The sequence below is a fragment of the Paenibacillus maysiensis genome (genome assembly GCF_000520815.1).
Classification (GTDB): domain Bacteria; phylum Bacillota; class Bacilli; order Paenibacillales; family Paenibacillaceae; genus Paenibacillus; species Paenibacillus maysiensis.
This window is the reverse complement of record NZ_ASRY01000209.1, coordinates 1-23,102: the sequence shown is the minus strand read 5'-3', so window position 1 is coordinate 23,102 and position 23,102 is coordinate 1. Positions and strand designations below refer to the sequence as shown.

The following is a 23,102-nucleotide window of genomic DNA, read 5'->3' as shown; positions in this document are numbered from 1 at the left end:
TTGTTCAGTTTTCAAAGATCAAACATTTCTTTTTCGTTGACTCAGCTTGTCGCCTTACCAACTCTTATATCTTATCATGTCCGAACCAACTTTGCAAGCATTTTTTTAAAATCTTTTTTGTAACACTCGCTCGCAATATTGTATTTCTTGGCCGGAATTAGAATATATCATAGACGAAATAAGTTTGCAAGCATTTATTTCATTAATTCTCGAAAATCTCTATTTGTTATTCGTTCTTCTTCTATATATACTCCCCGCCCTCTTTCGCATCATGAATAACCAGAACAAAAAAAGAACCTCGCTCCCCGAAACAACAGGGAAGGAGGTTCTTTACTGCAAAAAGCTTTTTCAGATGATATCTAGTTGTTATTCCGAGCCCATAAAGGCAAAACGGATCACTACAATAACAGCAAGCACCCACATGAGCCAGTGAACTTTAACTTTGTTGCTGGTAAAAAGGTTACTGAATACAGCCAGAACCACGTAAGACAAAATGCCGGCAGAAATACCATTAGCGATTCCGCCTGTAAAAGGCATCAGAACGATGGTCAGGAACGCCGGGAACGCCAGCAGGAAATTATCCCAATCGATGTTACGAACCTGGCTCATCATCAGCACACCAACGATAATCAACGCTGGAGCAGTAGCCGCAGAAGGCACAACCAGTGCCAACGGTGCGATAAAGAGGGCCAACAGGAACAGAACACCTGTCGTTACAGCAGTCAGACCCGTACGTCCGCCTTCTTCTACCCCTGCGGAGCTTTCCACGAATGCTGTAATAGTACTTGTACCCAATACCGCACCGGTACTTACGCCAACGGCATCCACCAGCATAGCTTTACCGATGATTTTCTCGCCTTTTTTCTTATCCTTCATTATACCTGCACGGGTAGCCGTACCTACCAATGTACCAAACGTATCAAACAGCTCTACAAATGTGAAAATGAAAATGATATCAAACAGACCGATATGCAAAGCAGCCTTCAAATCCAACTGGCCCACTGCCAGATTACTAAAATCAGGAATCCAGTGACCTGTTGTCAAACTGCTCAAATTCGTTACGCCCATTGGAATACCAATCAATGTAGTAGCTACGATACCAATCAGCAAAGCACCTTTGACCCGAACAACCATCAGCGCTGCGATAATAAGCAAACCGATCAGCGCCAGCAGCGCATCCTTTTGATGAACCAGACTACCCAGAATCAGATTAAAAGCATGACCCGGAACCGGCTGACTTACATCCGTCCCTGGAACAATACTTACCATAACCAGATTACACAGCTTAAAACCAACAATGGTAATAAACAAGCCGATCCCTACGGTAATAGCTGTCTTTAGATTTTCCGGAACTGCAACAAGTAACATCTGTCTCACTCGTGTCACGGTTAAAATCAGAAAGACAATACCGGATATAAATACAGCGCCAAGTGCCGCTTGCCAAGTAATCATGCCATTGGAACTCAAGACTACTGTCATAAAATAAGCATTCAAGCCCATACCCGGAGCCATGCCGATGGGCACATTAACGAACAATCCCATCAGAATAGTGATCAGTCCTGCACCTACCGCAGTGGCAAAAAAGACGGCTTCGCTGGGCATCCCTGCTCCAGTCGGCCCCAAAAAGGTATTGTTGACCACCAAAATGTAAGCCATGGTCATAAAAGTAGTAATCCCCGCAATAATTTCTGTGCGGACGTTCGTTCCATGTTCCTTTAATTTAAAGAAACGCTCCATGAGTCGTAATTCCTCCTACGCAAAGCATACTCGTATTGTTATCGTTCATTTGATGTAATATTCGCATTCATAAGCGCTATATTACATCCGTTATTTTAGGCCGTCCCCCACAGCTTGTCAACATAAAAAGCGAATATTATAATTTAATCATATATGTATTGTTCGGAAAATAGAAAGCCCGCCAAGCTATTATATAGCTGACGGGTTATCAATTAGGCGAATCAGATATTTTTGTACTTATCAAAGGCATTCCCGGTGTCCGGTATATTTTCCAGATAAACGATCTTCCCTTCTGCATCCAGCCGAGCTTTGTCCACTCCTGTAAGTGTATACACTTCGCCTGTTGCTCTTTTGCCGCATACCGCCCATTTGGTTTCATAGGCACCCGATTCTCCGGGAACCGGCTTCCAGCCCTCATACATATGCTTGATGTCGAGTGTTCCTTCAAAGAACATGCTTAAGAAGCTTTTCCAGCTATCCATACCTTGTTTCCGGTCACCGTTCAGCACGAACTCAATTTCGTTGGAGAAAAGACTGATTAATTGCGCTCTGCACTTTTTTCTGCTCCAACAGGTCGGCAATTTCCTGTAGCTGCTGTCCGTTGGGCTCCAGCCATATATTTTTGGCCGTTGCAGCTTCCAGTCAATCGGGTTAATGGAGGTAACTGCTACTTTCACAACGACCTGATGGGCCTGTGGCTTAGGATTGGGTACATCTCTTTCCTTCAGTTCCTCCTCGCGTATTTTACATATTCTTCACATTGGTAGACATACGCTGTAATGCATTTGTCAAAGAAACAATTTCCTCATTCGCAAACTCACGTAGTAGCTTGTTCTGAAAGGCTTCTCTTTGCTCTGACAAAACTTGCAGCTCTCGAACCCCTGATTCTGTCAGTCGAATATAGGTCACACGCTTATCCTGCTCTTTTTTGCTGCGGATAATCAGACCTTCCTCCTCCAGCCTTTTCAGATGCCGGGTTACCGCCGCTCCGTCCAGAACCAGCAAATGCTGAAGCTCCAACTGACTCAATTCCTGCCGCTGATCAATGTGATACAAAATCTCGACCTTGGTAAAGCTCGTTTTTAACTGCGCTTCAAAAGCTGTATTCATTTCTTTACATAAAAGATGCATGCGGTAAAACAATTGGCTTTTTTCAGAGCAATGTTCGATGGTAGCTCCTCCTCGCAATTACTTGACTTATCAATTGATGTGTCAATTATTATACGCCTCTATTAAAAATATTCAAGCTTTGTGATGGGTGGTTTTCTGTGACAGGTGGGGGTAAGGCTTTTCTCCATCACGCAATTCATATCCAAACGTAATGCTATCGCCCAGAAAATACGGCATGGCTACCTTGGTAGTTGTCTTGATTGATTGTCATTCGATGTCTCTCCTATCTATTAGATCGTATTATTGATTTCGATAAATTTATGTTCAATCGCTGTTATTTCATGATTGGGCCGGGTTATCAAATACGTATCCATGTAGCCGAAGGTTGGGGGAGCGGGCAAATAGGATGTTACTTTAAATTGCCGCGCCAGCTTTTTGGACATAAGGGTGATTCCCATTCCCATCAAGGCGAATTCCACCATCGTATCAAACACACCGACCTCCACCACCTCGCCATGAGTCAATTGCATGTCCTGATACATCTTCTCCAGATACGTGAGATACAGGCAGCCATCCGACAGCACGATAATAGAGGCTCCTTGCAGCACTTGTTTGAGGTCTGAGCCTTCATGAATGCCTTTCCCCACCAGCACCAGCTCTTCACGGCATATTTTTTGATAATGAATGTAAGGGTTAGTAGAATACCCTGTAACAAAAGCAATATCGAGCTCACCGTCGAGGATCAATCGCTCCATTTCCGTGGTGGTTCCGGTTTTTAAGGTAACAGAAGCCTGCGGGTACAGCTCATATACCTTCGTAAGCGCCCTTGTTGTTTCCCCCGCTACGATGGACTGCATCGTGCCGATGCGCAGCTTTTCCTCCTGCGGTCTCATTTTCATCTCTGTGTCTTGCCATAGCAACAAAATTTGTTTGAACTGAGCGTACAAGGTTTCTCCTGCGGGTGTCAGCTCCATGCCACGGGGCTTTCGATAAAATAACGCTGTGCCGTAATGGGCCTCCAGCTTTTTTATTTTGGCCGTCATGTTCGATTGCAGATGATTCAGCTTTTGAGCAGCTTCTGTCAGGCTTCTCAGTTCTGCCACCGAAACGAATGCCTGCATATTTTCAATGTCCATCCCTTCTCCTCCCATCAAATAAAATGATATCTATATCATAAACAAGCATTATTATTTATGAGTTAAGTGTATTATATTGGCCTTAGACGCTATTTTCCACCCTCATTTTAAAAATTCAGGAGGTATCAACATGGTCAAAAAGAAGATTCGTACAGGTGTTGTAGGAGGCTCGTTGAATAACAAATGGGCGAGTCAAACGCATATTCCGGCTTTACTCAAGCATCCGAACCTGGATATCACTGCCGTAGGTACTTCCCGTATGGAGAGTGCGCGGCAAAGCGCAGAAGAAGTAGGGGCGGCACTGGCTTTTGATGATGCCAAAAAGCTCGCAGCTTCCGAGGATGTGGACATGGTTGTGGTGAGCGTAAAAGTTCCCCATCATTACGAGGCGGTTATGGCGGCAATTCAAGAGGGGAAGCATATTTTTTGTGAATGGCCCTTGGGGGCAAACACTGGGGAAGCCGCTGAAATGGCTACGGCGGCAGAACAGGCGGGCATTCATCATACCGTCGGCTTGCAGGCTCGGCAGGATCTTGAAGTGCAAACGATGAAAAAGCTGGTGGAAGACGGGACGATTGGTGAAATTATATCCTGTCATATGCAAGTAGCTACTACCGGCAAAGGAGGACAAGTAAATCAGGATACTGCTTATTTGCTGAACAGAGCCAATGGGGCTAATCTGCTCACGATTAATGGCGGGCATTCTCTGGATGCGCTGCAATACATCGTTGGCGAATTCCGCGAGCTATCGGCCATCACATCATCTCACTATAACGAAGCCACTATTCAGGAAACAGGCGAAGTCATTCCCAAGGATACTGCGGATCAGATTCTGATTCAGGGGTCATTGGAGAAGGGAGCAACGGTATCCGTCCACATTCAGGGTGGAGTGAATCCAAAATTCGAGCTGGAGATTCAGGGGAAAAAGGGAATTTTGCGTTTGACACAAAAACCTTCGCTTGGGCATGTTCAATTTGGCAATCTGACGCTCCAAAAACTTGTGTATGATCCCAGCAGTAAGCAGGGTTATGCGCCTAATGACGCTTTTGAACAAATAAGTATAACTGCCGAGCCTGATGGTGGACCGGATTTCCCAAAAGAAGGGGTAACCCTGAATGTAGCCAAGGCTCACCATGTATTTGCCGAGGATATTTTGACGGACACCCGTCTCGCCCCTGATTTTAATCATGCCTTAAAACTGCATCAGCTACTGGACCGCATTGAGGAATCGGCTGCAACTGGGAAAAAGATCGTATGGTAAAAATAACATAATTAGAACAACATAACCTTAAAAGAAAAAACCTTCAAAACCACGATAAAAACAAGTTCGTTGCAATTAATTCAAGATACAGCCACATCTTACTGCTTGAATATGAGTTATTAAAACAACATAAAAGAAAGCATTGGATAGAAAAACTCAGCGTTTTTCATCCATGCTTTCTTTTTTTTGGGTTGCTGAATATCTCAGAGCAAAATGAGCCATCCTTCTGGAATGGTTAATCCAGTGCATCAAGAGATCCCCTTCCGTCCCGATAGGGGAAACGCAGGGAGCACGCCCCCTGCACCCGTCACTCGCCATGTGGCAACCCCAGCATAGTCTGCTGGGAAATAAACAGTGTTGATCGTGTGCACGTAAGTCAAGGTTAAATTGAACGCTTCGCGACCTTGACTTTCTTAATTTAGACGTAACTCTCCTCCTCCTGAGTATTGGCTCTATTTTACCGAAAACCTGACTCACTAATCACTGAAATGATGGGTCTAATTCCCCCGTAAACAAAAAAATTACCACATAAAATGTCCCTTTTAGCATAATTTTTATCTGGCTGATCAAGATAATATTAAATAAAAATCTGAAGGAGATGTGGGGATGAAAGTATTTGGAGAGAATATAAGAAACGCTCGTTCCTATCGTGCTCTTTCCCAGAATGAATTATCGGAAAATTCCGGTATCAGCAGATCTTCTTTATCAATGCTTGAAAACAATGAGATTGATATCTATTTTGAAACTGCTAAAAGGCTTGCCGAATCATTAAATATTAGTTTTCCTCAATTGTTTTCTCGAAATTTCAGTAACGGAAACATAGCAGCATATACTGAGGATGATTTTCTATTCATCTTTTCTCAAAATGCAAAAAGTCTCTTAAAGAAACAAAATAAGCTTCAGACATATCTATATGCGTCTACTACTCTAAGTCCTTCAACAATTAGTGAGATCTTCAATCAGAAAGTAAATCCTAAATTGTCATCCCTTAACCAGATTGCAGATGCACTAGGAACTACTATTAGCGAACTAATTATTAGAAAAGAGGAATGAAAATGATTTTTACGCCATACGATGATGAAATCAAAGTGATAAATAAAATCCACAAATATAACAATAATGAATATGCCTTATTGAGACTCACACCAACAATGATTGAAAAGAATAACATTGATGCAAATGTACTCTTTCGAGATTTACTCTTCAATAAAAACATAGTTGATTATGAAACTCTACCAAATGGAGCTAAATATGGAGTTATGACTGCAGCTATATTCTTATATGATGATTCGCAACTAAAAACAAAAATGAATTTTTATCGAGTTTCTAATAACCGTGGTGATCGAAGATTTTCAATCTACGGAATTAGTAAACTTCTTTGTGATCGAAAAGTTAATGTAGGTGATTTATTATACCTTACTGTAACAGTTGGTCCGAATCCAGTAGTTGTAATTATCAATGTAACAAATAATATTCCATCAAAATCCAAGTTAAAGCAATTTTTCGGTGTAGATGATATTGCCGATTCTGCAAGTAGATTGATTCCTTTAGTTAAAAAAATTGCACAGGCAGGATATCATAAAAATTCTAAAGGTAGTGGTAAAATTTCACCCAAAGATGCAGGTGATACCCTAGAATCATTGTTGGGGATAAAAACAAATAATAGCCAAGATGCAGATTTTGAAGGAAAAATTGAATTAAAGACAAAATCCTCCAAAACACTAGATACATTATTCACCCTTCGACCACAATTTGATGGAACAACAATAGCTAAATATGAAATAAAAGATAAAAATAGAGTTTCAGCGTTTGCTAGATACTATGGGTATGAATCTGATAAACACTTAGGGTATAAAAGCCTTTATATTACGATTGGTTCAAAAGAAACCCCACAAAATGCCCAAGGTTTTCATTTAAATGTCAATGAGGAAGAAAGGAAAATTGAATTATGGGGAACAGATCCAAAATCCAATAAAGTAGAAATCACAGGGTATTGGAATTTTTCCGATTTGCAGAATGAATTATATAGAAAACATCCTGCAACTCTATGGGTAAACGTTAAGCAACGAATGATAGGAGCGACTGCTGAGTTTAAATATATCGAGGCAGAATTGTCAAGGTCTCCTCAATTCTCAACATTTATCGCTTTGATCAAATCCGGGGGAATTACCTATGATTGGAGAGGTTATATATCACCTGATGGAGCTTACAAAGGGAAAAATCATGGAAATGCTTGGCGTATTAAAGGAAAGTATAGATCCTATCTATTTGGCAAAATCGAAAAAATAAACTTATTGGAATAAAAATAAAACAGGGAGCCTAGGCTCTCTGTTTTATTTTTATGTTTAAATTAGATTGTTCTTCACCCAGTTTAATTGCTTTCATAGCTTCTGTTGCAATTGCCTTTGCTAATAAAGGTGGGACAGCATTACCAACTTGCGTAAATTGAGGAGTTTCTTTTGCTCGCATGCTTCCACCAGTAGTTCTTTTCCCTAAAAACTGGAAGCTATCATCAAAAGACTGCAATCTTGCCATTTCTCTAACCGTTAAAATTCTGTTGAAAAATGGATGGATGTAATCATCGGGTAATGTAACCATGGTAGGGGCTATACCCTTTGAATTTAGCTTTGTTCGAATTCCTTTTTTTGTAAATATCGCGTCAGCCATTAAATCATTAATGTTACCCTTGATAAATAAGTTATTCAGAGTTTCGGCATCATAAGGCTTATTTAATTCGAGTTTAACAATATTCATGAATTCAAGAGCATTCTCAAAAGTGGTGTTAAGTCTACGACTTAGGGAACTTATGGCTGTGTTAAAATCAATATCAAAATTATGATTGTTTTCAATCATACTAATCAGTGATAGTTGTTTATTAGTATGGTTTAACCACAGTTTTGTAATCTTTATTGACTTGTGATAATCAAATTTTTTCAAAGTCTTTTGAATAATTTCAGCATTTTGTTCGCTATTAACTTGATAAAGTGTTTCATAGAACAATTCCGGCGCTACTTCTAACAGATTTATTCCTTCTTCTCTCAACCTAGTCAACGCTCTTTTTCTATTTTCACCTTGTTTGTAAAGTGAAAATCTTTGAATCACAGATTGGTCATGACTAGAAGTTTCCATATTGGTGATTTTTGTTCTTTCAACTTGTTTCCTTGTAATTACATTTGGTGTCCTTCCCAAAACTGATTCATTAGAGTATTGGGTTGAATAATTAATACTTGTATAAAGATCACCAAGAGCATCATGAACTGTAACCATACTTTTCTGAGGTTCAGGATACGAAATCGGATAAGTTCCATTTCTATAAGCAAGAAAAATTGCTCTATTTCTTTGTTGAGGAACACCATAGTTAGCAGCATTCAAAACCTGCATATCTATAACTTGATATTCAAGACCTTCAAGTTCATTTCGAAGAATAAACGGAACTAGATTTTGCCCATGGTAAATACAACCATCCTCTAAAACACTTGGAAAGTCTAACATCTGCATATCTAAAATACCCTTCACATTTTCCATTACGACATATTTAGGCTTCACATCTTTAATTATTCTAAGATATTCGTGAAATAGCATATTTCTTGGATCACTGGAATCACGTTTTCCCAGACGGCTAAATCCTTGGCAAGGAGGGCCTCCAAACATGACATCAATTTTACCTGGAAAAAAAATGTTTCCATATTTCAGAGAATTTATTTTTTCAAAAATAAATTCCGAAGAAAGATCTCTAATATCAGCTAACTCAAAGTAAGTATCTCTTCCCTGTACTAAGCCAAGCTGTTCATGACGATTCATATAAGTTTCTTGTACCATGGGGCTTTTGTCACTGGAAAAGACAATATCAAACCCTGCTTGTAAAATTCCCTCGCTGAATCCGCCTGCGCCACAGAAGAGGTCAATTGCATATGGCATGGATTTCCACCCTTCATAATATTTAGTGTTGTTAGTATATCAAAAAAAGAATATCAAGTCCAGGACTATTTAAAGGAAATTAAAGTGGACCTATTGTTAAGACACAAATATAAAATGTGCAGTTAAAAAAATTATTATGTTTAAACTAATCAAGATTATTTAAAACCCCACCGAATTTTTCTGGTGGGGTTTTTGGTGGGGAACCAAGTGATATTTAATTATTTTATCCATTCTACAACAGCTAAAACGTTGTTAAATCCGTCGTTTTCACTTCACTTAATTTATTTCTTCTATTCCCACTCAATCGTTGCTGGTGGTTTGGAGGTGATATCGTAGACAATTCGGTTGACGTTATCCACTTCGTTAACGATACGTACCGAAATTTTCTCCAGCACATCCCAAGGGATACGCGCCCAGTCGGCAGTCATACCGTCGATGGAGGTTACTGCACGAATGCCCACAGTGTAAGAATACGTACGAGCATCGCCCATAACGCCAACACTCTTCATATTCGGCAAAGCCGTGAAGTATTGCCAGATTTCCCGGTCCAGACCGGCTTTGGCAATCTCCTCGCGCAAAATATAATCCGATTCACGAACAATCGTAAGCTTGTCCTCTGTCACTTCGCCCAGTACACGAATGGCAAGACCCGGACCCGGGAAAGGCTGACGCCATACAATCTCAGCCGGAAGTCCGCATTCTTCGCCGACTTTACGTACTTCATCTTTGAACAATGCATTCAGCGGCTCGATCAGCTTGAACTTCATGTCTTCCGGCAAGCCACCTACGTTATGGTGCGATTTGATCGTCTGTGCCGTGGCTGTTCCACTCTCTACAATATCCGTATACAGTGTGCCTTGTGCCAGGAATGTAAAATCGTCGAATTGCTTGGATTCTTCCTCAAAAACATAGATGAACTCGTTACCGATGATTTTACGTTTTTGTTCCGGATCATCGACTCCTGCCAGCTTGGACAAGAAGCGCTCACGTGCGTCAATTTTGACAACCTTCATATCAAATTTGCCAACGAATGTTTCCATTACGCTTTCGGCTTCACCCTTGCGCAGCAGTCCATGGTCAATGAACATACATGTCAATTGATCGCCAATCGCTTTATGAATGAGCATCGCTACGACGGAAGAATCCACGCCGCCACTTAAAGCACACAATACTTTTTTGTCGCCTACCTGCTGGCGGATTTCACGGATCTGATCTTCAATGAACGACTCCATCGTCCAGTTGCCTTCACAACCGCACACTTCATACAGGAAGTTGCTAATCATCTCATTACCTTGAATGGAATGACGTACTTCTGGATGGAACTGTACCGCATATAGATTCTTTTCCGGATGACTCATGGCAGCAATCGGCGCACTCTCCGTTCCTGCATCCAGTTTAAAGCCGGATGGCAGATCTGTAACGTGATCCCCATGGCTCATCCATACGGTTTGACGGGATTCCAGACCTTTAGCCAGTAGGGTATCCTCATTAAATTGTACATCTGCTTTACCGTACTCACGCTTGCCTGCACGTTCTACCTTACCGTCCAGTTGGTGAGCCATCAGCTGCATACCATAGCAAATACCAAAAATAGGAATTCCAAGATCATAAATAGCCCGGTCCACCTGAGGAGCATTATCTGTATATACGCTGGAAGGTCCACCTGAGAAAACAATCCCTTTCGGTGCCAGCTCTCTCAGCTTCTCCGCAGGCGTATTGTATGGAAGGAGCTCGCTATATACACCGAGATCCCGTATTCTTCTTGCGATTAACTGGTTGTATTGTCCTCCAAAGTCGAGAACTACAACGATTTCATTAGGCTTATTCATTACCGTGCCTCCCTCAATTGTTCGTTCCATTATACGCAACGATAAAACAAGACGTCAAGAAATCACCCGGAGTTGAGCGGACATGAAAAGATTGTTAGAATGAATTAATTCTAAATTTATGAATCTGTTCATAGGAGTGTAAACGATGGATGTGCTGAAATGGATCACGCAATTGTTCGAAGAATACGGATACGGCGTCCTTTTTTTCGGCTTGCTGCTGGAATTTATTGCTCTACCCTTTCCCGGGGAAACCACGATGGCTTATGCGGGATATCTCTCCTATTCGGGTAGGCTGGATTTTGGAAAACTGGTGCTGCTGGCCTTTTTAGGCACAACCATTGGAATGACCATTACCTACTTTATCGGAAAATGGGCCGGACTCCCCTTTATCCAGAAATACGGCAAATGGGTTTTGTTATCGCCGGACAAGCTTGAAAAAACACAAAAATGGTTTCAACGTTACGGGTACTGGCTCATTTTCTTAGGATATTTCATTCCCGGCGTCCGGCATTTTACCGGCTATTTTGCGGGAATTATTGCCCTTCCCCTGCGTAAATTTGCCATGTATGCGTACAGCGGCGCTCTGTTCTGGGTCATCCTGTTTCTAGGCATCGGTAAGGTGTTTGGTCCGCAATGGGATGCCGTGTTCCATTTGGCGGAGCTGTATGCGCTGCGAATCGTCGCCATCATTGGCATTATCCTTCTGCTATATATCGTTTATCGCTGGAGAGCCTTCCTGTTTGGTTTTTTCCGCAAGTCCGACAAATCGGTGAAAACCAGTAGCAAAAAAGATCCGGAATAATTAGACTCCTGCTGCCTTACGGCTGCGAGCCCTTGTATAGTAAATTGATATCATGATAGATATCGAGACAAATCCAGCGCCGCCAATCAAACCTAACATACGCGGCTCCATGATTTCCACCGCCACCCCGGCTCCAAGCATGGATAAGCCGATAATCCCTTGACTCCACGCTGTCAGCATGCCCAATAATGGCCCCTGTACATGCAGCGGAGTCTCTCGCATGAATAGTGTATCCAAACAGATTGCTCCGACCCCGCCAGCCAACGAAATGAAAAAGTAAATGCCGACCGCCGCCCAGGCATGTTCAATTCCACTTAACCCCATGAGCAAAATTCCCTCCAATAGCAGACATACCAGTCCTCCGCTCAATAAAGAACGGCTGAATAGACGCCCCAGTGCATAACTGGCAACCAGACCCGCACCCAAAGCGGCGTAAAACAGTCCAATTCCGGCATCCCCCAGCTTAAACTCCTGCACGGCATATACACTGATCAGCACATTATCAATCCCATTGAGGAATGGAACCAGTAGCTCGAATGCAATTACGACTTGGAGCGGAAGCGACATACGGATGCATTGCAGTATTTGTGACCTACCGAGGATTCGATCATCGAAAGACGTCTGACTTCCACGTGATTCAGTATAAGCATCCTCCCTATTTACTTCCTCCTTAGTGATAGGCCGGAATGCGATATTGCAGACGATCAAACCTGCAACGAAAAAGCTGGCGGAATTGAGCATAAATGCGGCCTGTGGTCCAAAAAGCGCAGATACGATGCCTCCAGCAGCGGCGCCAATCACTAATACCAGTCCGCTCATCACCTGCTCCAGACTGTTCACCCGCAACAAATCCGACGGTCGGACCAGCAGCGGGATGGACGACTTACGGGCTGGAGCGTACAGCGCTTCCCCACAGGCTAACAGGGTACTGACTCCATAAACGATCCACATATCCTCATTGCTGTGAACACTTAAAAAGGCAAGGGCTGCTCCACCTCTCAGCAGATCCGTGGTCATCATAAGTGTGCGTCTGGATATGCTGCTGATAAGCACACCTGACACGGGTGACAGAATTAAAAAAGGAATCACCCGTAGTCCAAGCATAATCCCCACGCTGAGTCCCGAGCCGGTAAGCCGATACATCAAGGCTAACAAAGCGATCTGGCAGAAGCGGTCTCCAATTCCGTTAATAATGCCGGCCGCGAATAACTTTCTGTATTGCTTGTTTACCATGTGCTTCAGCTCCAAGTCGATATGATCCGATAATTATATATTAATCTAATTAGCTATATAACTAATTTATAGGGATGACTATACAAACGTCAAGCATAAATTCATATATTCAGAGCATACTAAACCAACTAACTCCAATATCGGAGGATTTTACGTATGCAAAATGAGAATAAAAGCTGTCCATTGCGGTACGAATTATCCGGTTGGCCCTCATGATGCTGGCCGCCGCCTTGGGATTTCTGGGTATATTAACGGGCTTGATGGCCCTGTTGCTTCATCTGACCAGTCTACGATCTTTCGGAGTGTCTTATATGAGTCCATTCGGCCCTTATGTGCAAAGTGATATGAAGGATAAGATCTTTCGCCTGCCTTGGTCGTGGATGACTACCCGTCCGAATGCGAATCAAGTTCAGAATACGATCCTGCGGGGATACTCATCTACGGCTTGAGCAGCATGGTTGCACCTAATGTCATCTACTATTTTGATACCCTTGTTCCCTTCTGGGTAGATTGGGATTTGACCAACTCGGTTATCATTCCTTTGAGCTTGTGGGGCATGGGTTATACAACATCCTGAAGTAAGAATAAGCCGGAGATTACATATCAAAAACACCCTCTGAGACTGCAGAATAGCAGTGTCCCAAAGGGTGCATGGATGTTTATTATTTTACCAGTTCTCTAATATACTCAAGCGCATTATCAATATGGCCTTTGACTCTCAAACCACGCCATTCATGAATCAGAATACCATTCTCGTCAATGAGAAAGGTAGAGCGTACGATCCCCATGTATTGCTTGCCGTACATCTGCTTTTGCTGCCATACGCCGTAAGCTTCAGCCACTTCATGCTTCTCATCTGCCAAAAGCTGAAAAGGCAGCCCATATTTTGCAATAAACTTGTCGTGCCGCTTGAGTGGATCTGGGCTTACTCCCAGAATAACGGTGTTCAAACCCTCGAACTCCCCGTGCTTATCCCGAAAATCACAAGCCTGTGTCGAGCAACTGGAAGTCAAATCCTTCGGATAGAAATACAGTAAAATCCTGCTGCCTCTAAAATCAGACAGCTTGACGTTTTTCCCTTCACTTCCCGGCAATTCAAAGTCCGGCGCGGGTTGTCCAATAGCGGTAGATGTCGTGGACATCTCATCATCTCCTATCTTGTAGGGTTCTCATGTGATCCGACCTAAGAACCTGCACCTCTGTAACGCCGAATACCAAAATTCCATGCCAGTAAGCCCAAGGTTAGAAATACAGCTCCCATGACCGGAGTCAAAAGCGCCATATGCCGCATATCCTCCCGATGGAGAAACAGGGATGCCGGATATACGCCAACAAAAGCAAAGGGCAGAATCCAGGTCAGCACGACTTGAATCGCACGGTTATAAATCGTCACCGGATAACGTCCATAGCTCTGCATATTGTACATGAGCGGAATAATTCCTGTTGGGGCATCTGAAAAGAACGAAATTGAAGTCAATATGGTGTAGATCCCCGTATAAATCGCCACGGCACTCAGGGTCATGACAATTAGCGCCGGGATGAACCACCACGCCATTTGCAAATCCATCTGCGCTCCGCTGATCCCCATAATAATCAGACCAATCGCCGATCCGACCAACGCGGGCGGATCTACATTTTCAAGGAAAATCTGGAACAGATTATGCGCAGGACGGGTCATGACCCGATCCAGCTCTCCTTTTACAATATAGCGCTCGCTAAAGTTCCACAGATTGACGAAACAGCTAAATAGTCCATAAGGAACCATGAAAAAGCCATAGACAAATACGACTTCATTTTCGCTCCAGCCGCCCAAACTGTCCGTGTGCATAAAAATGACCAAAATAAAAATGAGATTGGTGGCCTGAAATAGCAGGTCCGAAACGACCTCTACCCAAAAATCGGCACGATAGGTGAGCCGCGACTTCATATAATTCTTCAAATATTCGCTAATGAGACCCAAATAGTACATCATCGGCCTACCCTCCCTGCACGAACAGACGTCTGCGCGCCAGTCGCCAAATGATGATCATCGGCACGAGCAGAACGACCAGCCAAATGATTTGGATACCCAGCACATTCCAAATACCAATGCCTTTTACTCGTCCGGTAAATACGGAGCCGGGCAAATACGTAATCGCCTGAAATGGCAGCCACTGGGCGAAGGTCGCCAGCCAGCCTGGAAACAGGCTGATGGGCAAAATCAAGCCAGAGAACAGGTCTACTACCACCCGCTTCATGCGCATCATACCCTCGTTATTTTCAACAAAAAAGGCCGTCAGCCCCGTAATAATATTGATTTGGGTATTGATCAGAAAGCTGAAAAACAGCATCACGAGGAAGCTGATCCATGCTACAGGGTCCGTCGGCAATGTCACTGGAAACAGCAGCATCGCAATCGCCATGCCCGGGATCATAAACAGCAGAAAACGGAACATCCCCTCGCCAAGCCCCTGCATGACTTTGACCAGCACATAGTTATACGGCCGGATCATCTGGATGGCAATGCTGCCATCACGAATCTCTGTCGAAATTTCACGATCCAGATTGTTGAAATAAAAGGCCCTCGCCATCCACGATACCGCTACATAGGTCGTCATTTGGGCTGCGGAAAAGCCACCGATGCTGCCCGCATCTCCATAAATCGCTTTATACGTGAAATAATATACACCGATATTCATGGAATAAATTAATATGCCCGTATAATAGTTCACACGATAAGCGAGCATGGTGAGAAACCGGATACGAATAAAATCGGTATATACGCTAAGCATGGACTTTGGCCTCCACTGCCGGAAGCACGGGATTGCCCTTGCGTTCCGCCGAGCCGGATTGGTAGATGCTACGCACGATATCATCGGTGTTCGTTTCAATGATTTTGATATCCGTAATGTCCGTACGCCCGACTACGCTGGCCAAGACATCTGATACGTTAATATGAAGCGGAATCCACACCTTGGCAGCCAAATCATTATCCGCCGTCCAAGTCAGCGGCATGTCCGCTGTCCACGCTTGTAATTGCTCAAGCTGGGTGGGCACGCCGAACTGAAACTGTACTTCCCGTCCTGTACCCCAACGTGCTTTCAGATCCTCCAGACCACCATCATAGATGATGTTCCCATCATCCAGCATAATGACGCGCGAGCACAGCGCTTCAATATCCTGCAAATCATGGGTTGTCAGCAAAATCGTCGTACCGTAATCCCGGTTCATGTCCTTCAGGAACTCGCGGATTTCAGACTTCACCATAATATCGAGTCCAATGGTCGGCTCGTCCAGAAAAACGATGGACGGATTGTGAAGCAACGCAGCCACTAATTCACAGCGCATCCGCTGCCCAAGACTAAGCTTGCGCACCGGACGGCTTAGCAGGTCCTGTAATTGGAGCCGCTCTACCAGCTCATCCAGCCTGCGTTTGAAGTCTGTAGCCGGAACCTGATATACTTTGCGCAGCAGTTGAAAGGATTCAATCACGCCGATGTCCCACCATAGCTGGCTGCGCTGTCCAAAAACAACGCCGATATTACTTACGAATTTCTCGCGTTCCTCGTAAGGAACATAGCCGCCCACTTTGAGATGTCCCGAGGTCGGCACGAGAATGCCAGTCAGCATCTTGATCGTAGTAGACTTTCCAGCTCCGTTTTCACCAATATAGCCACATATTTCTCCCTGAGGAATACCAAAGGAAATATCCTTGACCGCGGCCACCTCGTTGTATTCGCGGGCGAATAAATCAAGGAAAGCTCCTTTCAGGCCTTCGCGGTTTTTTTGCACTTTAAATGTTTTGCGCAGATCCTGCACATCAATTGCCAGCATGTCATACCTCACATTCAGGATTTTGAAAAATCCATAGTTAAATTGATTGTGCTCCAAAAAGAAATTATAATGTAAAGAATTGAAAAGCGAAAGGGAGAGCATCCATGACAAGCAGAACCAAAAGGACGATATGGTCGGTTCTAACCGTGATTATCGTCGCGATTGTCGGCTTTGCCGTGTATTATTTTACATCCATTTATAATCAACTGGACAATCTGCATAAAGAGGGTGCAAACTCCCCATTCAAAAATGTAACGCAGGTCGATCAGGTGCGCACACCAGACCCGCCCAAGTGGGAAGGTACGGACCCGGTCAACATTTTGCTGATGGGTGTCGATGGTCGTGGTATCCAAAAAGGGGAAGTCCCCCGGTCGGACAGTATGATGGTCGTATCGCTTGACCCCGTCAAGAAAAAGATTCACCTCTTCTCTATTTTGCGTGATACGTACGTGGATATTCCCGGTTACAATAAAAGTCGGATTAACACCGCCATTACTCACGGCCCCAACACGGCCATGAAGGCGGCTGGCGACCTGCTGGGGATTCAGGTGCAATATTATGTGTATACCGATTTTCAAGGATTTATTAAGCTGGTGGACGCCGTGGGCGGCATTGATCTTGAAGTGGAGAAGGATATGCACTATACAAGCAATGCGGATAAGCATGAATACGATATTGACTTGAAAAAGGGCATGCAGCATCTGGGCGGCAAAGAGGCGCTTCAATACGTGCGGTTTCGCCACGACGCCATGTCGGACTTCTCCCGATCAGGACGTCAGCGTGCATTTTTGGAGGCTATAGCACAGAAAATGCAGAGCACGACCTCCATTGCCAATTTGCCGAGCATTTTGCAACAGGTAAACCCGTTTATTGATACGAATCTTAGTGTCAACGATATGTGGAGGCTGGCAAACGTCGGCTACCAAAGCAGCTTTGCAGGCAGCGAGCAGGTTCCGCCGATGAAGCTGCTCGGGGAAGAAAATGTAGGTGGCGCGCAGGTTCTTACCGTCCGCGATCCGGAAGAATTGAAAAAGTACGTGCAGGATATATTCAACAATCCTCCTGTACAGACACAGGAACAAAATAAGGATCAAAACAAAACGAAGCAACCGGACAGTGCATCATCGTCCAAGACGGATAAGGCCTCTTTCACGGGTGGCAGCAATACCAGTAGTGATGCTGCTGCCACACAATCGACAACAAAGACAGGACAAAAAGAGCTATAATGATGTATGCAGGGGGCAGCCGTGAACGCTGCCCTTTGGTGTGTGTATATCCTATTTTAATGAATGGAAAGGAAGTTTTGGATGATGAAACGGGAAACCTCCGAAGCATTATATAAAGAAGCACTGGAGCATATTGTCGGGGGCGTAAACAGTCCTTCACGCTCTTTCAAGGCTGTGGGCGGCGGCGCTCCGGTATTTATGAAACGCGCCAAAGGCGCTCATTTCTGGGACGTGGATGATAATCGGTACATTGATTATTTAGCGGCTTACGGCCCTATTATTACCGGACATGCCCACCCTCATATTACCAAGGCCATTAGTGAGGCGGCGGCGAACGGGGTATTGTACGGAACATCAACGGTATTGGAAATCAAGCTCGCCAAGATGCTAAAGGAAGCCATTCCTTCCATGGACAAGGTCCGGTTTGTGAATTCCGGCACAGAAGCGGTCATGACGACGATCCGTGTTGCACGGGCCTATACGAAGCGAAATAAGATTATCAAATTTGCAGGCTGCTACCACGGTCACTCGGATCTGGTGCTCGTAGCCGCAGGCTCCGGCCCGTCCACGCTGGGCATACCTGACAGTGCAGGAATTACGACCAACATTGCGAGCGAGGTTATTACCGTGCCTTTCAATGATCTGGACGCGCTGCGCCAAGCCTTGGAGCGTTGGAGCGACGATGTGGCAGCGGTCATGGTCGAGCCGATTGTCGGCAATTTCGGCATGGTGATGCCGCAGCCCGGTTTTCTGGAAGGGCTATGCTCGATGGCACGGGCAAACGGTTCGCTCGTCATCTATGACGAGGTCATTACCGCGTTCCGCTTCCACTATGGCTCCACCCAAACATACGCCGGATTGGACAATCATGATGCGATTCAGCCGGATTTGACCGCGCTGGGTAAAATCATGGGCGGCGGCCTGCCGATCGGTGCCTATGGCGGTAGCAAGCATGTTATGGAGCAGGTTGCTCCACTCGGCCCTGCTTATCAGGCGGGCACCATGGCGGGCAACCCGGCTTCCATCTCATCAGGCATTGCATGCCTTGAAGTCCTTCAAGGCGAAGGCGTGTATGAAGAGATGGAGCGTCTTGCTGTGAGACTGACGGATGGTATCGCTTCCTCAGCCGCACGCCATGGTGTGCCGTTGACGATTAACCGCATCCGTGGGGCATTCTCGACGCATTTCTGTGATCATCCGATCACGAACTACGATGAGGCGCAGGATACGGACGGCGAAGCGTTCGCTTCCTTCTTCCGCCATATGCTGGATCGCGGTATTCATCTGGCCCCATCGAAGTACGAAGCGTGGTTCCTTACAACGGCGCACACAGATGAAGACGTGGATGCTACGCTGGAAGCGGCGGACGATTCTTTCCGTGCGATGGCGCAGGGCAAGTAAGCAGATCAATAAATGATGGAATGCTGATAGAATAAGAGCCGGAAGCAGCTTTAAGGACTGGAATATCCCACCTTTGAGACTGCCTTCCGGCTTTTTTATTTTGCAAATTGTACCCGTACAGTTGTACGTTTTATGGATTGTATCAAGTGACGCCAACCGGGTATATTGAGAGGAGCAACATGTTGAAATCATACAGGATAGGCTAATGAAAACAAATGCCTGAGCCATTACGGAGGTTTATCATGCACAGTCGTTCCAAAACGGGAGCCGCCTATCTGGCTGCTCTCAGCTATGCCGCTATACTCGGTTTTTCATTTTTGTTTGTGAAGCTGACGGTTACAGAGGCCAGCCCGCTGGATGTAATCGCCCACCGCTTTGCGTTGTCTTTTATCGTTTTGACGGTTCCGGTACTGTTGGGCTGGATCAAGATTAACATCACGCGGCGTGATATCCTGCGTATTTTACCGCTGGCGCTACTCTCGCCTTTAGTGTATTTTCCACTGCAAGCCTTCGGGCTGATGAGCACTTCTTCATCGGAAGGCGGCATTATTCAGGCGACCGTTCCTATCTTCACGCTGCTGCTGGCGTCCTATTTTATTAAAGAGCGTACAACGGTTGTCCAAAAGCTTTCCTTGCTGCTCTCTGTAGCGGGCGTTATTTTTATATTCGTGATGAAAAGTGGAGCGCCGCTGGCTTCGAACAGCTTCGGAGGTATTCTTCTGCTCGTGCTATCTGCGATATGCCTCTCCGGCTATAATGTATTGGCACGTCCATTAACGCAAAAATACAATCCGCTAGAGCTAACCTACGTTACCTCCATTCTGGGATGTGTCGTTTTTAACTTGGTGGCACTGGGATATCATACGATAGATGGTTCCTTGAGCGCTTATACCGCCCCACTGGTGAAGCCTGATTACTGGCTGGCGCTGGCCTATCTGGGCATTCTGTCAACGCTTATAACCTCGCTACTATCGAGCTATGCATTGAAGCGAATTGAGGCGTCCAAAATGAGTGTCATCGGTAATTTGTCCACTCTCATATCCATGATTGCGGGTGCTTACATTTTGAAGGAGCAGCTCGCATACTATCACATTGTTGGGGCCGTTATTATTATTGTCGGGGTGTTGGGCACCAATTTTGGAGGTCAGAGAAGCCTCGAGCCGCGAAAAGCATCTGCTGCAAAGCCACTAAAAGTCGACTGAAAAGGGATGTACATTTCACTTGTGGAATGGTAAACTGTATAAAATTGTATGGCGATGATGAAAAGAAGTAGGCGGAAGAAGAAGCTTCAGAGAGTCGGCGTTGGGTGGGAGCCGATGTTTCGCTTCTGTTGAAATGGGTTTCGGAGCACCACGTTGAACACGGCTTCCCCTAGTGAAGTTGTTAGTAGGCAAGGCGGAATAGTCCATCCGTTATCAAGGGACAGGATATCGACGGTACTTAAAGGCAGCGTTAGCGCCTGATAAGAAGCACGTCCGTATCTGGTGAGAGGATCGTTGGTCAGAAGCCAGCGGTCAATCCAGGTGGCACCGCGAAGCACAAGCTTCGTCCTCGGAACGCAATCGCTATGTCATAGCGTATTGCGATATTGCAGTAACGGCATAGACCGTATGCTGTGATGTTCCAGGGACGGAGCTTTTTTGTGTTGGTTTTTAAGCTGCATTTTTCTAGGATGAACTTTGGACTTGAAGGGAGGTGATGGCCGTGGAGGACGGCTGGTGGTGGCGACTCGCCAATAGACGAGGTATTCGTATCCGTGTGCCTGAAGCGATAGGTTCGCTCAGCACACACCGTATTATTTTTGCAGCAGTTAATGACTTATTGATTTTAGGGAGGAAACCATATGCAATCCACATCCGATATTATCCTAACTGGCGACCGTACGACTGGCAAGCTCCATCTCGGCCATTACATCGGCAGGCTGCGTAGCAGAACAGAGCTACAGTATGAATACCGCACCTTTCTAATTTTGGCTGATGTGCAGGCATTGACCACACATTTTGACCATCCCGACGTGTTAGCTACGAGCGTCCGTCAAGTTGCTCTTGACTATTTGGCAGCAGGCATCGACCCGAATCAGGCTACCCTTTTCATCCAGTCCATGATTCCTGAAATTGCGGAGCTGGCGCAATATTTCAGCATGTTCGTGACCGTCAATTCGCTGCGGCATAACCCGACGGTGAAAAATGAAGCCCGTCAACGAGGAACCGAGGATATGTACTATGGCTTTCTTGGCTATCCGGTTAGTCAGGCCGCAGATATCGCGATCTGCAAGGCGACTTTGGTTCCGGCGGGTGATGACCAGATTCCCCATATGGAGCAGGCGCGGAAAATCGTTCGCCGCTTCAATGAGCTATACCGTCCGGTTCTGCCGGAGCCACGCATTTTGCAAGGCGGGCGGCTAACCGGGCTGGACGGTAACAGCAAAATGAGCAAAAGTCTGGGCAACGCGCTGTATCTCGACTCTTCCGCCCAGGAAGTCAGCACCAAGCTCGCGCGGGCGAAAACCGACCCGGCACGGCTGCGCAAGCATGATCCGGGGCATCCGGATATTTGTCCGGTGTACGAGTATCACCGTTATTTCCGTCAGGAAGGGATGACGGATATCCACGATCAGTGCTCCAAGGGAGCCATCGGCTGTACCGATTGCAAAAGGCTGGCGGCTCAGGCCGTAAATACGCTGCTGGAGCCGATGCGCGAACGGCGTAATACTTATGCGGCACGGCTGGGAGATATCGATGAAATTTTGATCGAGGGCACGCGGAAGGCTCAGGCTACGGCGCGGGAAACCATGCGTGAGGTACGGGATGCAATGGGGATCGGCTATTTTGATCGTTAACGCTTCTCAAGAATAATGAATACACAAAAAGATATCCAAAACTTTCATTTTTTTTATTCAGCTTATATACTACTGCTCTCTTTCAGACATGCCAAAAAGCCCCCGAAACCGCCGCACGAGCGAATCAGGGGCTTATACTTCATATATATGATACATGCCTTCTTCAAGCCAATATCTCAGCCTTCAACCGGGTACGCCATGACGCTCATTAATGCCAGTTCCGGCTGTGTCGTGTCCAGTCTACTATATTGCACAATCACCGGCACATCGCTGGTGACCGTAATCGCATAAGGAATGCCTGCCGGAATCCGTTCACCATTCCTCTCCAAAGAGGCCGTGCGGATATGGCGGGTTCGCCTTCCTTCCACCACCTCGATCAATCCCTCCAGCGGCTCGCGGTCCTCAAAATAGATGTCTATACTCAGCTTGGCCGCACGGGTTCCGCAGTTCAGCACACATATACTCTCATGACTAAGCAGTTCTCCCCGGCTTTCGGGTGGAATATAACCATCGGGGATGACCCAAAATAAGCTGCCCCGCGGCTGGTTTACTTTTTCCAGAGGAAGCTCAGTATTTCCCATACTATCCGACTCCTTTCACCTAAAATACTTACGCATCCCTATCTGTTCTCAAAAATAAATTGCTGGCAGTGAATCTGTCACAGTGTTTGATCCTGACGAGTCAGCCGCAAGCAACCTATCTTTCTACCCGAATGGATTCTCCTTGGTACGCAGCAATTGAGCCAGAAACGCAAGCGCCAGTCCCTGTCCCCAGCCCTGAATGCGTTTGTAGGGGAC

21 protein-coding genes, 2 pseudogenes and 1 other annotated feature are annotated in these 23,102 nt (G+C 45.4%); of the genes and pseudogenes, 9 read left to right on the top strand and 14 right to left on the bottom strand.

Annotated elements, in window-relative coordinates; genetic code table 11:
• Window positions 1-366 precede the first annotated feature (366 nt).
• The 5 genes and pseudogenes from L696_RS0115175 to L696_RS0115160 form a co-directional block, all read right to left on the bottom strand.
• Window positions 367-1,737 carry an NCS2 family permease gene (locus L696_RS0115175; RefSeq protein ID WP_025684402.1) on the bottom strand — a complete coding sequence of 457 codons (1,371 nt, stop codon included), beginning with the start codon at window positions 1,735-1,737 and terminating at the stop codon, window positions 367-369.
• Between the two features lie 221 nt (window positions 1,738-1,958).
• Window positions 1,959-2,318 carry a nuclear transport factor 2 family protein gene (locus L696_RS0115170; protein ID WP_049827400.1) on the bottom strand — a complete coding sequence of 120 codons (360 nt, stop codon included), beginning with the start codon at window positions 2,316-2,318 and terminating at the stop codon, window positions 1,959-1,961.
• A gap of 27 nt (window positions 2,319-2,345) precedes the next feature.
• Window positions 2,346-2,489: pseudogene (locus tag L696_RS31980) on the bottom strand (hypothetical protein); the annotation flags it as partial.
• A complete protein-coding gene (locus L696_RS0115165; RefSeq protein WP_245233369.1) occupies window positions 2,482-2,847 on the bottom strand; it encodes a MarR family winged helix-turn-helix transcriptional regulator in 366 nt (121 codons plus the stop codon). The gene L696_RS0115165 and the pseudogene L696_RS31980, both read right to left, overlap by 8 nt.
• Window positions 2,848-3,137: 290 nt before the next feature.
• Window positions 3,138-3,983 (bottom strand): LysR family transcriptional regulator, encoded by an 846-nt coding sequence (locus tag L696_RS0115160; protein ID WP_025684400.1) that lies wholly within the window; start codon window positions 3,981-3,983, stop codon window positions 3,138-3,140.
• Window positions 3,984-4,113: 130 nt separating this feature from the next.
• Here L696_RS0115160 and L696_RS0115155 point away from each other — a divergent pair, with 130 nt between their 5' ends.
• The 3 genes from L696_RS0115155 to L696_RS0115140 all read left to right on the top strand — a co-directional run bounded on the left by L696_RS0115155 (window position 4,114) and on the right by L696_RS0115140 (window position 7,547).
• Window positions 4,114-5,244 carry a Gfo/Idh/MocA family protein gene (locus L696_RS0115155; RefSeq protein ID WP_025684399.1) on the top strand — a complete coding sequence of 377 codons (1,131 nt, stop codon included), beginning with the start codon at window positions 4,114-4,116 and terminating at the stop codon, window positions 5,242-5,244.
• Window positions 5,245-5,850: 606 nt separating this feature from the next.
• The gene (locus L696_RS0115145) at window positions 5,851-6,297 is read left to right on the top strand and encodes a helix-turn-helix domain-containing protein (RefSeq protein ID WP_025684398.1); all 447 of its coding nucleotides are present in this window, start codon (window positions 5,851-5,853) and stop codon (window positions 6,295-6,297) included.
• Window positions 6,298-6,299: 2 nt separating this feature from the next.
• Complete coding sequence (locus L696_RS0115140) at window positions 6,300-7,547, top strand: MvaI/BcnI family restriction endonuclease (RefSeq protein WP_025684397.1); 1,248 nt, start codon at window positions 6,300-6,302, stop codon at window positions 7,545-7,547.
• Between the two features lie 16 nt (window positions 7,548-7,563).
• Here the strand turns inward: L696_RS0115140 and L696_RS0115135 are convergent, their stop codons facing one another.
• Both L696_RS0115135 and guaA read right to left on the bottom strand, forming a co-directional pair.
• Window positions 7,564-9,162 (bottom strand): DNA cytosine methyltransferase, encoded by a 1,599-nt coding sequence (locus L696_RS0115135; protein ID WP_025684396.1) that lies wholly within the window; start codon window positions 9,160-9,162, stop codon window positions 7,564-7,566.
• A gap of 290 nt (window positions 9,163-9,452) precedes the next feature.
• A complete protein-coding gene (gene guaA, locus L696_RS0115130) occupies window positions 9,453-10,991 on the bottom strand; it encodes a glutamine-hydrolyzing GMP synthase (RefSeq protein ID WP_025684395.1) in 1,539 nt (512 codons plus the stop codon).
• A gap of 145 nt (window positions 10,992-11,136) precedes the next feature.
• On the opposite strand from guaA, the gene L696_RS0115125 reads away from it, so the two are divergent.
• Entirely contained in the window at window positions 11,137-11,793 is a 657-nt protein-coding gene (locus tag L696_RS0115125) for a DedA family protein (protein ID WP_025684394.1), read from the top strand.
• Here L696_RS0115125 and L696_RS0115120 read toward each other — a convergent pair whose 3' ends face one another.
• On the bottom strand, window positions 11,794-13,026 hold the full coding sequence (locus L696_RS0115120) for an MFS transporter (protein ID WP_025684393.1): 1,233 nt from the start codon (window positions 13,024-13,026) through the stop codon (window positions 11,794-11,796).
• A 176-nt stretch (window positions 13,027-13,202) separates the two neighbouring features.
• Here L696_RS0115120 and L696_RS29610 point away from each other — a divergent pair, with 176 nt between their 5' ends.
• Window positions 13,203-13,475 (top strand): spore germination protein, encoded by a 273-nt coding sequence (locus tag L696_RS29610; RefSeq protein ID WP_342447945.1) that lies wholly within the window; start codon window positions 13,203-13,205, stop codon window positions 13,473-13,475.
• A gap of 213 nt (window positions 13,476-13,688) precedes the next feature.
• On the opposite strand, the gene bcp is transcribed toward L696_RS29610, so the two are convergent.
• The 4 genes from bcp to L696_RS0115095 are packed head-to-tail and all read right to left on the bottom strand — an operon-like array spanning window position 13,689 to window position 16,839.
• The gene (gene bcp, locus L696_RS0115110; protein ID WP_025684391.1) at window positions 13,689-14,168 is read right to left on the bottom strand and encodes a thioredoxin-dependent thiol peroxidase; all 480 of its coding nucleotides are present in this window, start codon (window positions 14,166-14,168) and stop codon (window positions 13,689-13,691) included.
• 41 nt (window positions 14,169-14,209) lie between these two features.
• Complete coding sequence (locus L696_RS0115105) at window positions 14,210-14,998, bottom strand: ABC transporter permease (RefSeq protein WP_025684390.1); 789 nt, start codon at window positions 14,996-14,998, stop codon at window positions 14,210-14,212.
• Between the two features lie 4 nt (window positions 14,999-15,002).
• Entirely contained in the window at window positions 15,003-15,797 is a 795-nt protein-coding gene (locus L696_RS0115100) for an ABC transporter permease (RefSeq protein WP_025684389.1), read from the bottom strand.
• A complete protein-coding gene (locus L696_RS0115095; protein WP_025684388.1) occupies window positions 15,790-16,839 on the bottom strand; it encodes an ABC transporter ATP-binding protein in 1,050 nt (349 codons plus the stop codon). The genes L696_RS0115100 and L696_RS0115095 overlap by 8 nt, the downstream gene beginning before the upstream one ends.
• A 104-nt stretch (window positions 16,840-16,943) precedes the next feature.
• Between L696_RS0115095 and L696_RS0115090 the strand changes: the two genes are divergently transcribed.
• From L696_RS0115090 to trpS, 4 genes are all read left to right on the top strand, one after another.
• The gene (locus tag L696_RS0115090; RefSeq protein ID WP_025684387.1) at window positions 16,944-18,065 is read left to right on the top strand and encodes an LCP family protein; all 1,122 of its coding nucleotides are present in this window, start codon (window positions 16,944-16,946) and stop codon (window positions 18,063-18,065) included.
• An 84-nt stretch (window positions 18,066-18,149) separates the two neighbouring features.
• Entirely contained in the window at window positions 18,150-19,466 is a 1,317-nt protein-coding gene (locus L696_RS0115085) for a glutamate-1-semialdehyde 2,1-aminomutase (protein WP_025684386.1), read from the top strand.
• A gap of 242 nt (window positions 19,467-19,708) precedes the next feature.
• Window positions 19,709-20,668 (top strand): DMT family transporter, encoded by a 960-nt coding sequence (locus L696_RS0115080; protein WP_025684385.1) that lies wholly within the window; start codon window positions 19,709-19,711, stop codon window positions 20,666-20,668.
• Window positions 20,669-20,713: 45 nt separating this feature from the next.
• Window positions 20,714-21,022: a binding site (T-box leader), on the top strand.
• A gap of 287 nt (window positions 21,023-21,309) precedes the next feature.
• Window positions 21,310-22,305, top strand: a complete 996-nt coding sequence (gene trpS / locus L696_RS0115075) for a tryptophan--tRNA ligase (protein WP_025684384.1) — start codon at window positions 21,310-21,312, stop codon at window positions 22,303-22,305.
• 176 nt (window positions 22,306-22,481) lie between these two features.
• Here trpS and L696_RS0115070 read toward each other — a convergent pair whose 3' ends face one another.
• Together L696_RS0115070 and L696_RS30500 are read right to left on the bottom strand one after the other, a co-directional pair.
• Window positions 22,482-22,886 (bottom strand): sensory rhodopsin transducer, encoded by a 405-nt coding sequence (locus L696_RS0115070; protein WP_025684383.1) that lies wholly within the window; start codon window positions 22,884-22,886, stop codon window positions 22,482-22,484.
• A gap of 123 nt (window positions 22,887-23,009) precedes the next feature.
• Window positions 23,010-23,102, bottom strand: a pseudogene (locus L696_RS30500) (glycoside hydrolase 105 family protein); the annotation flags it as partial.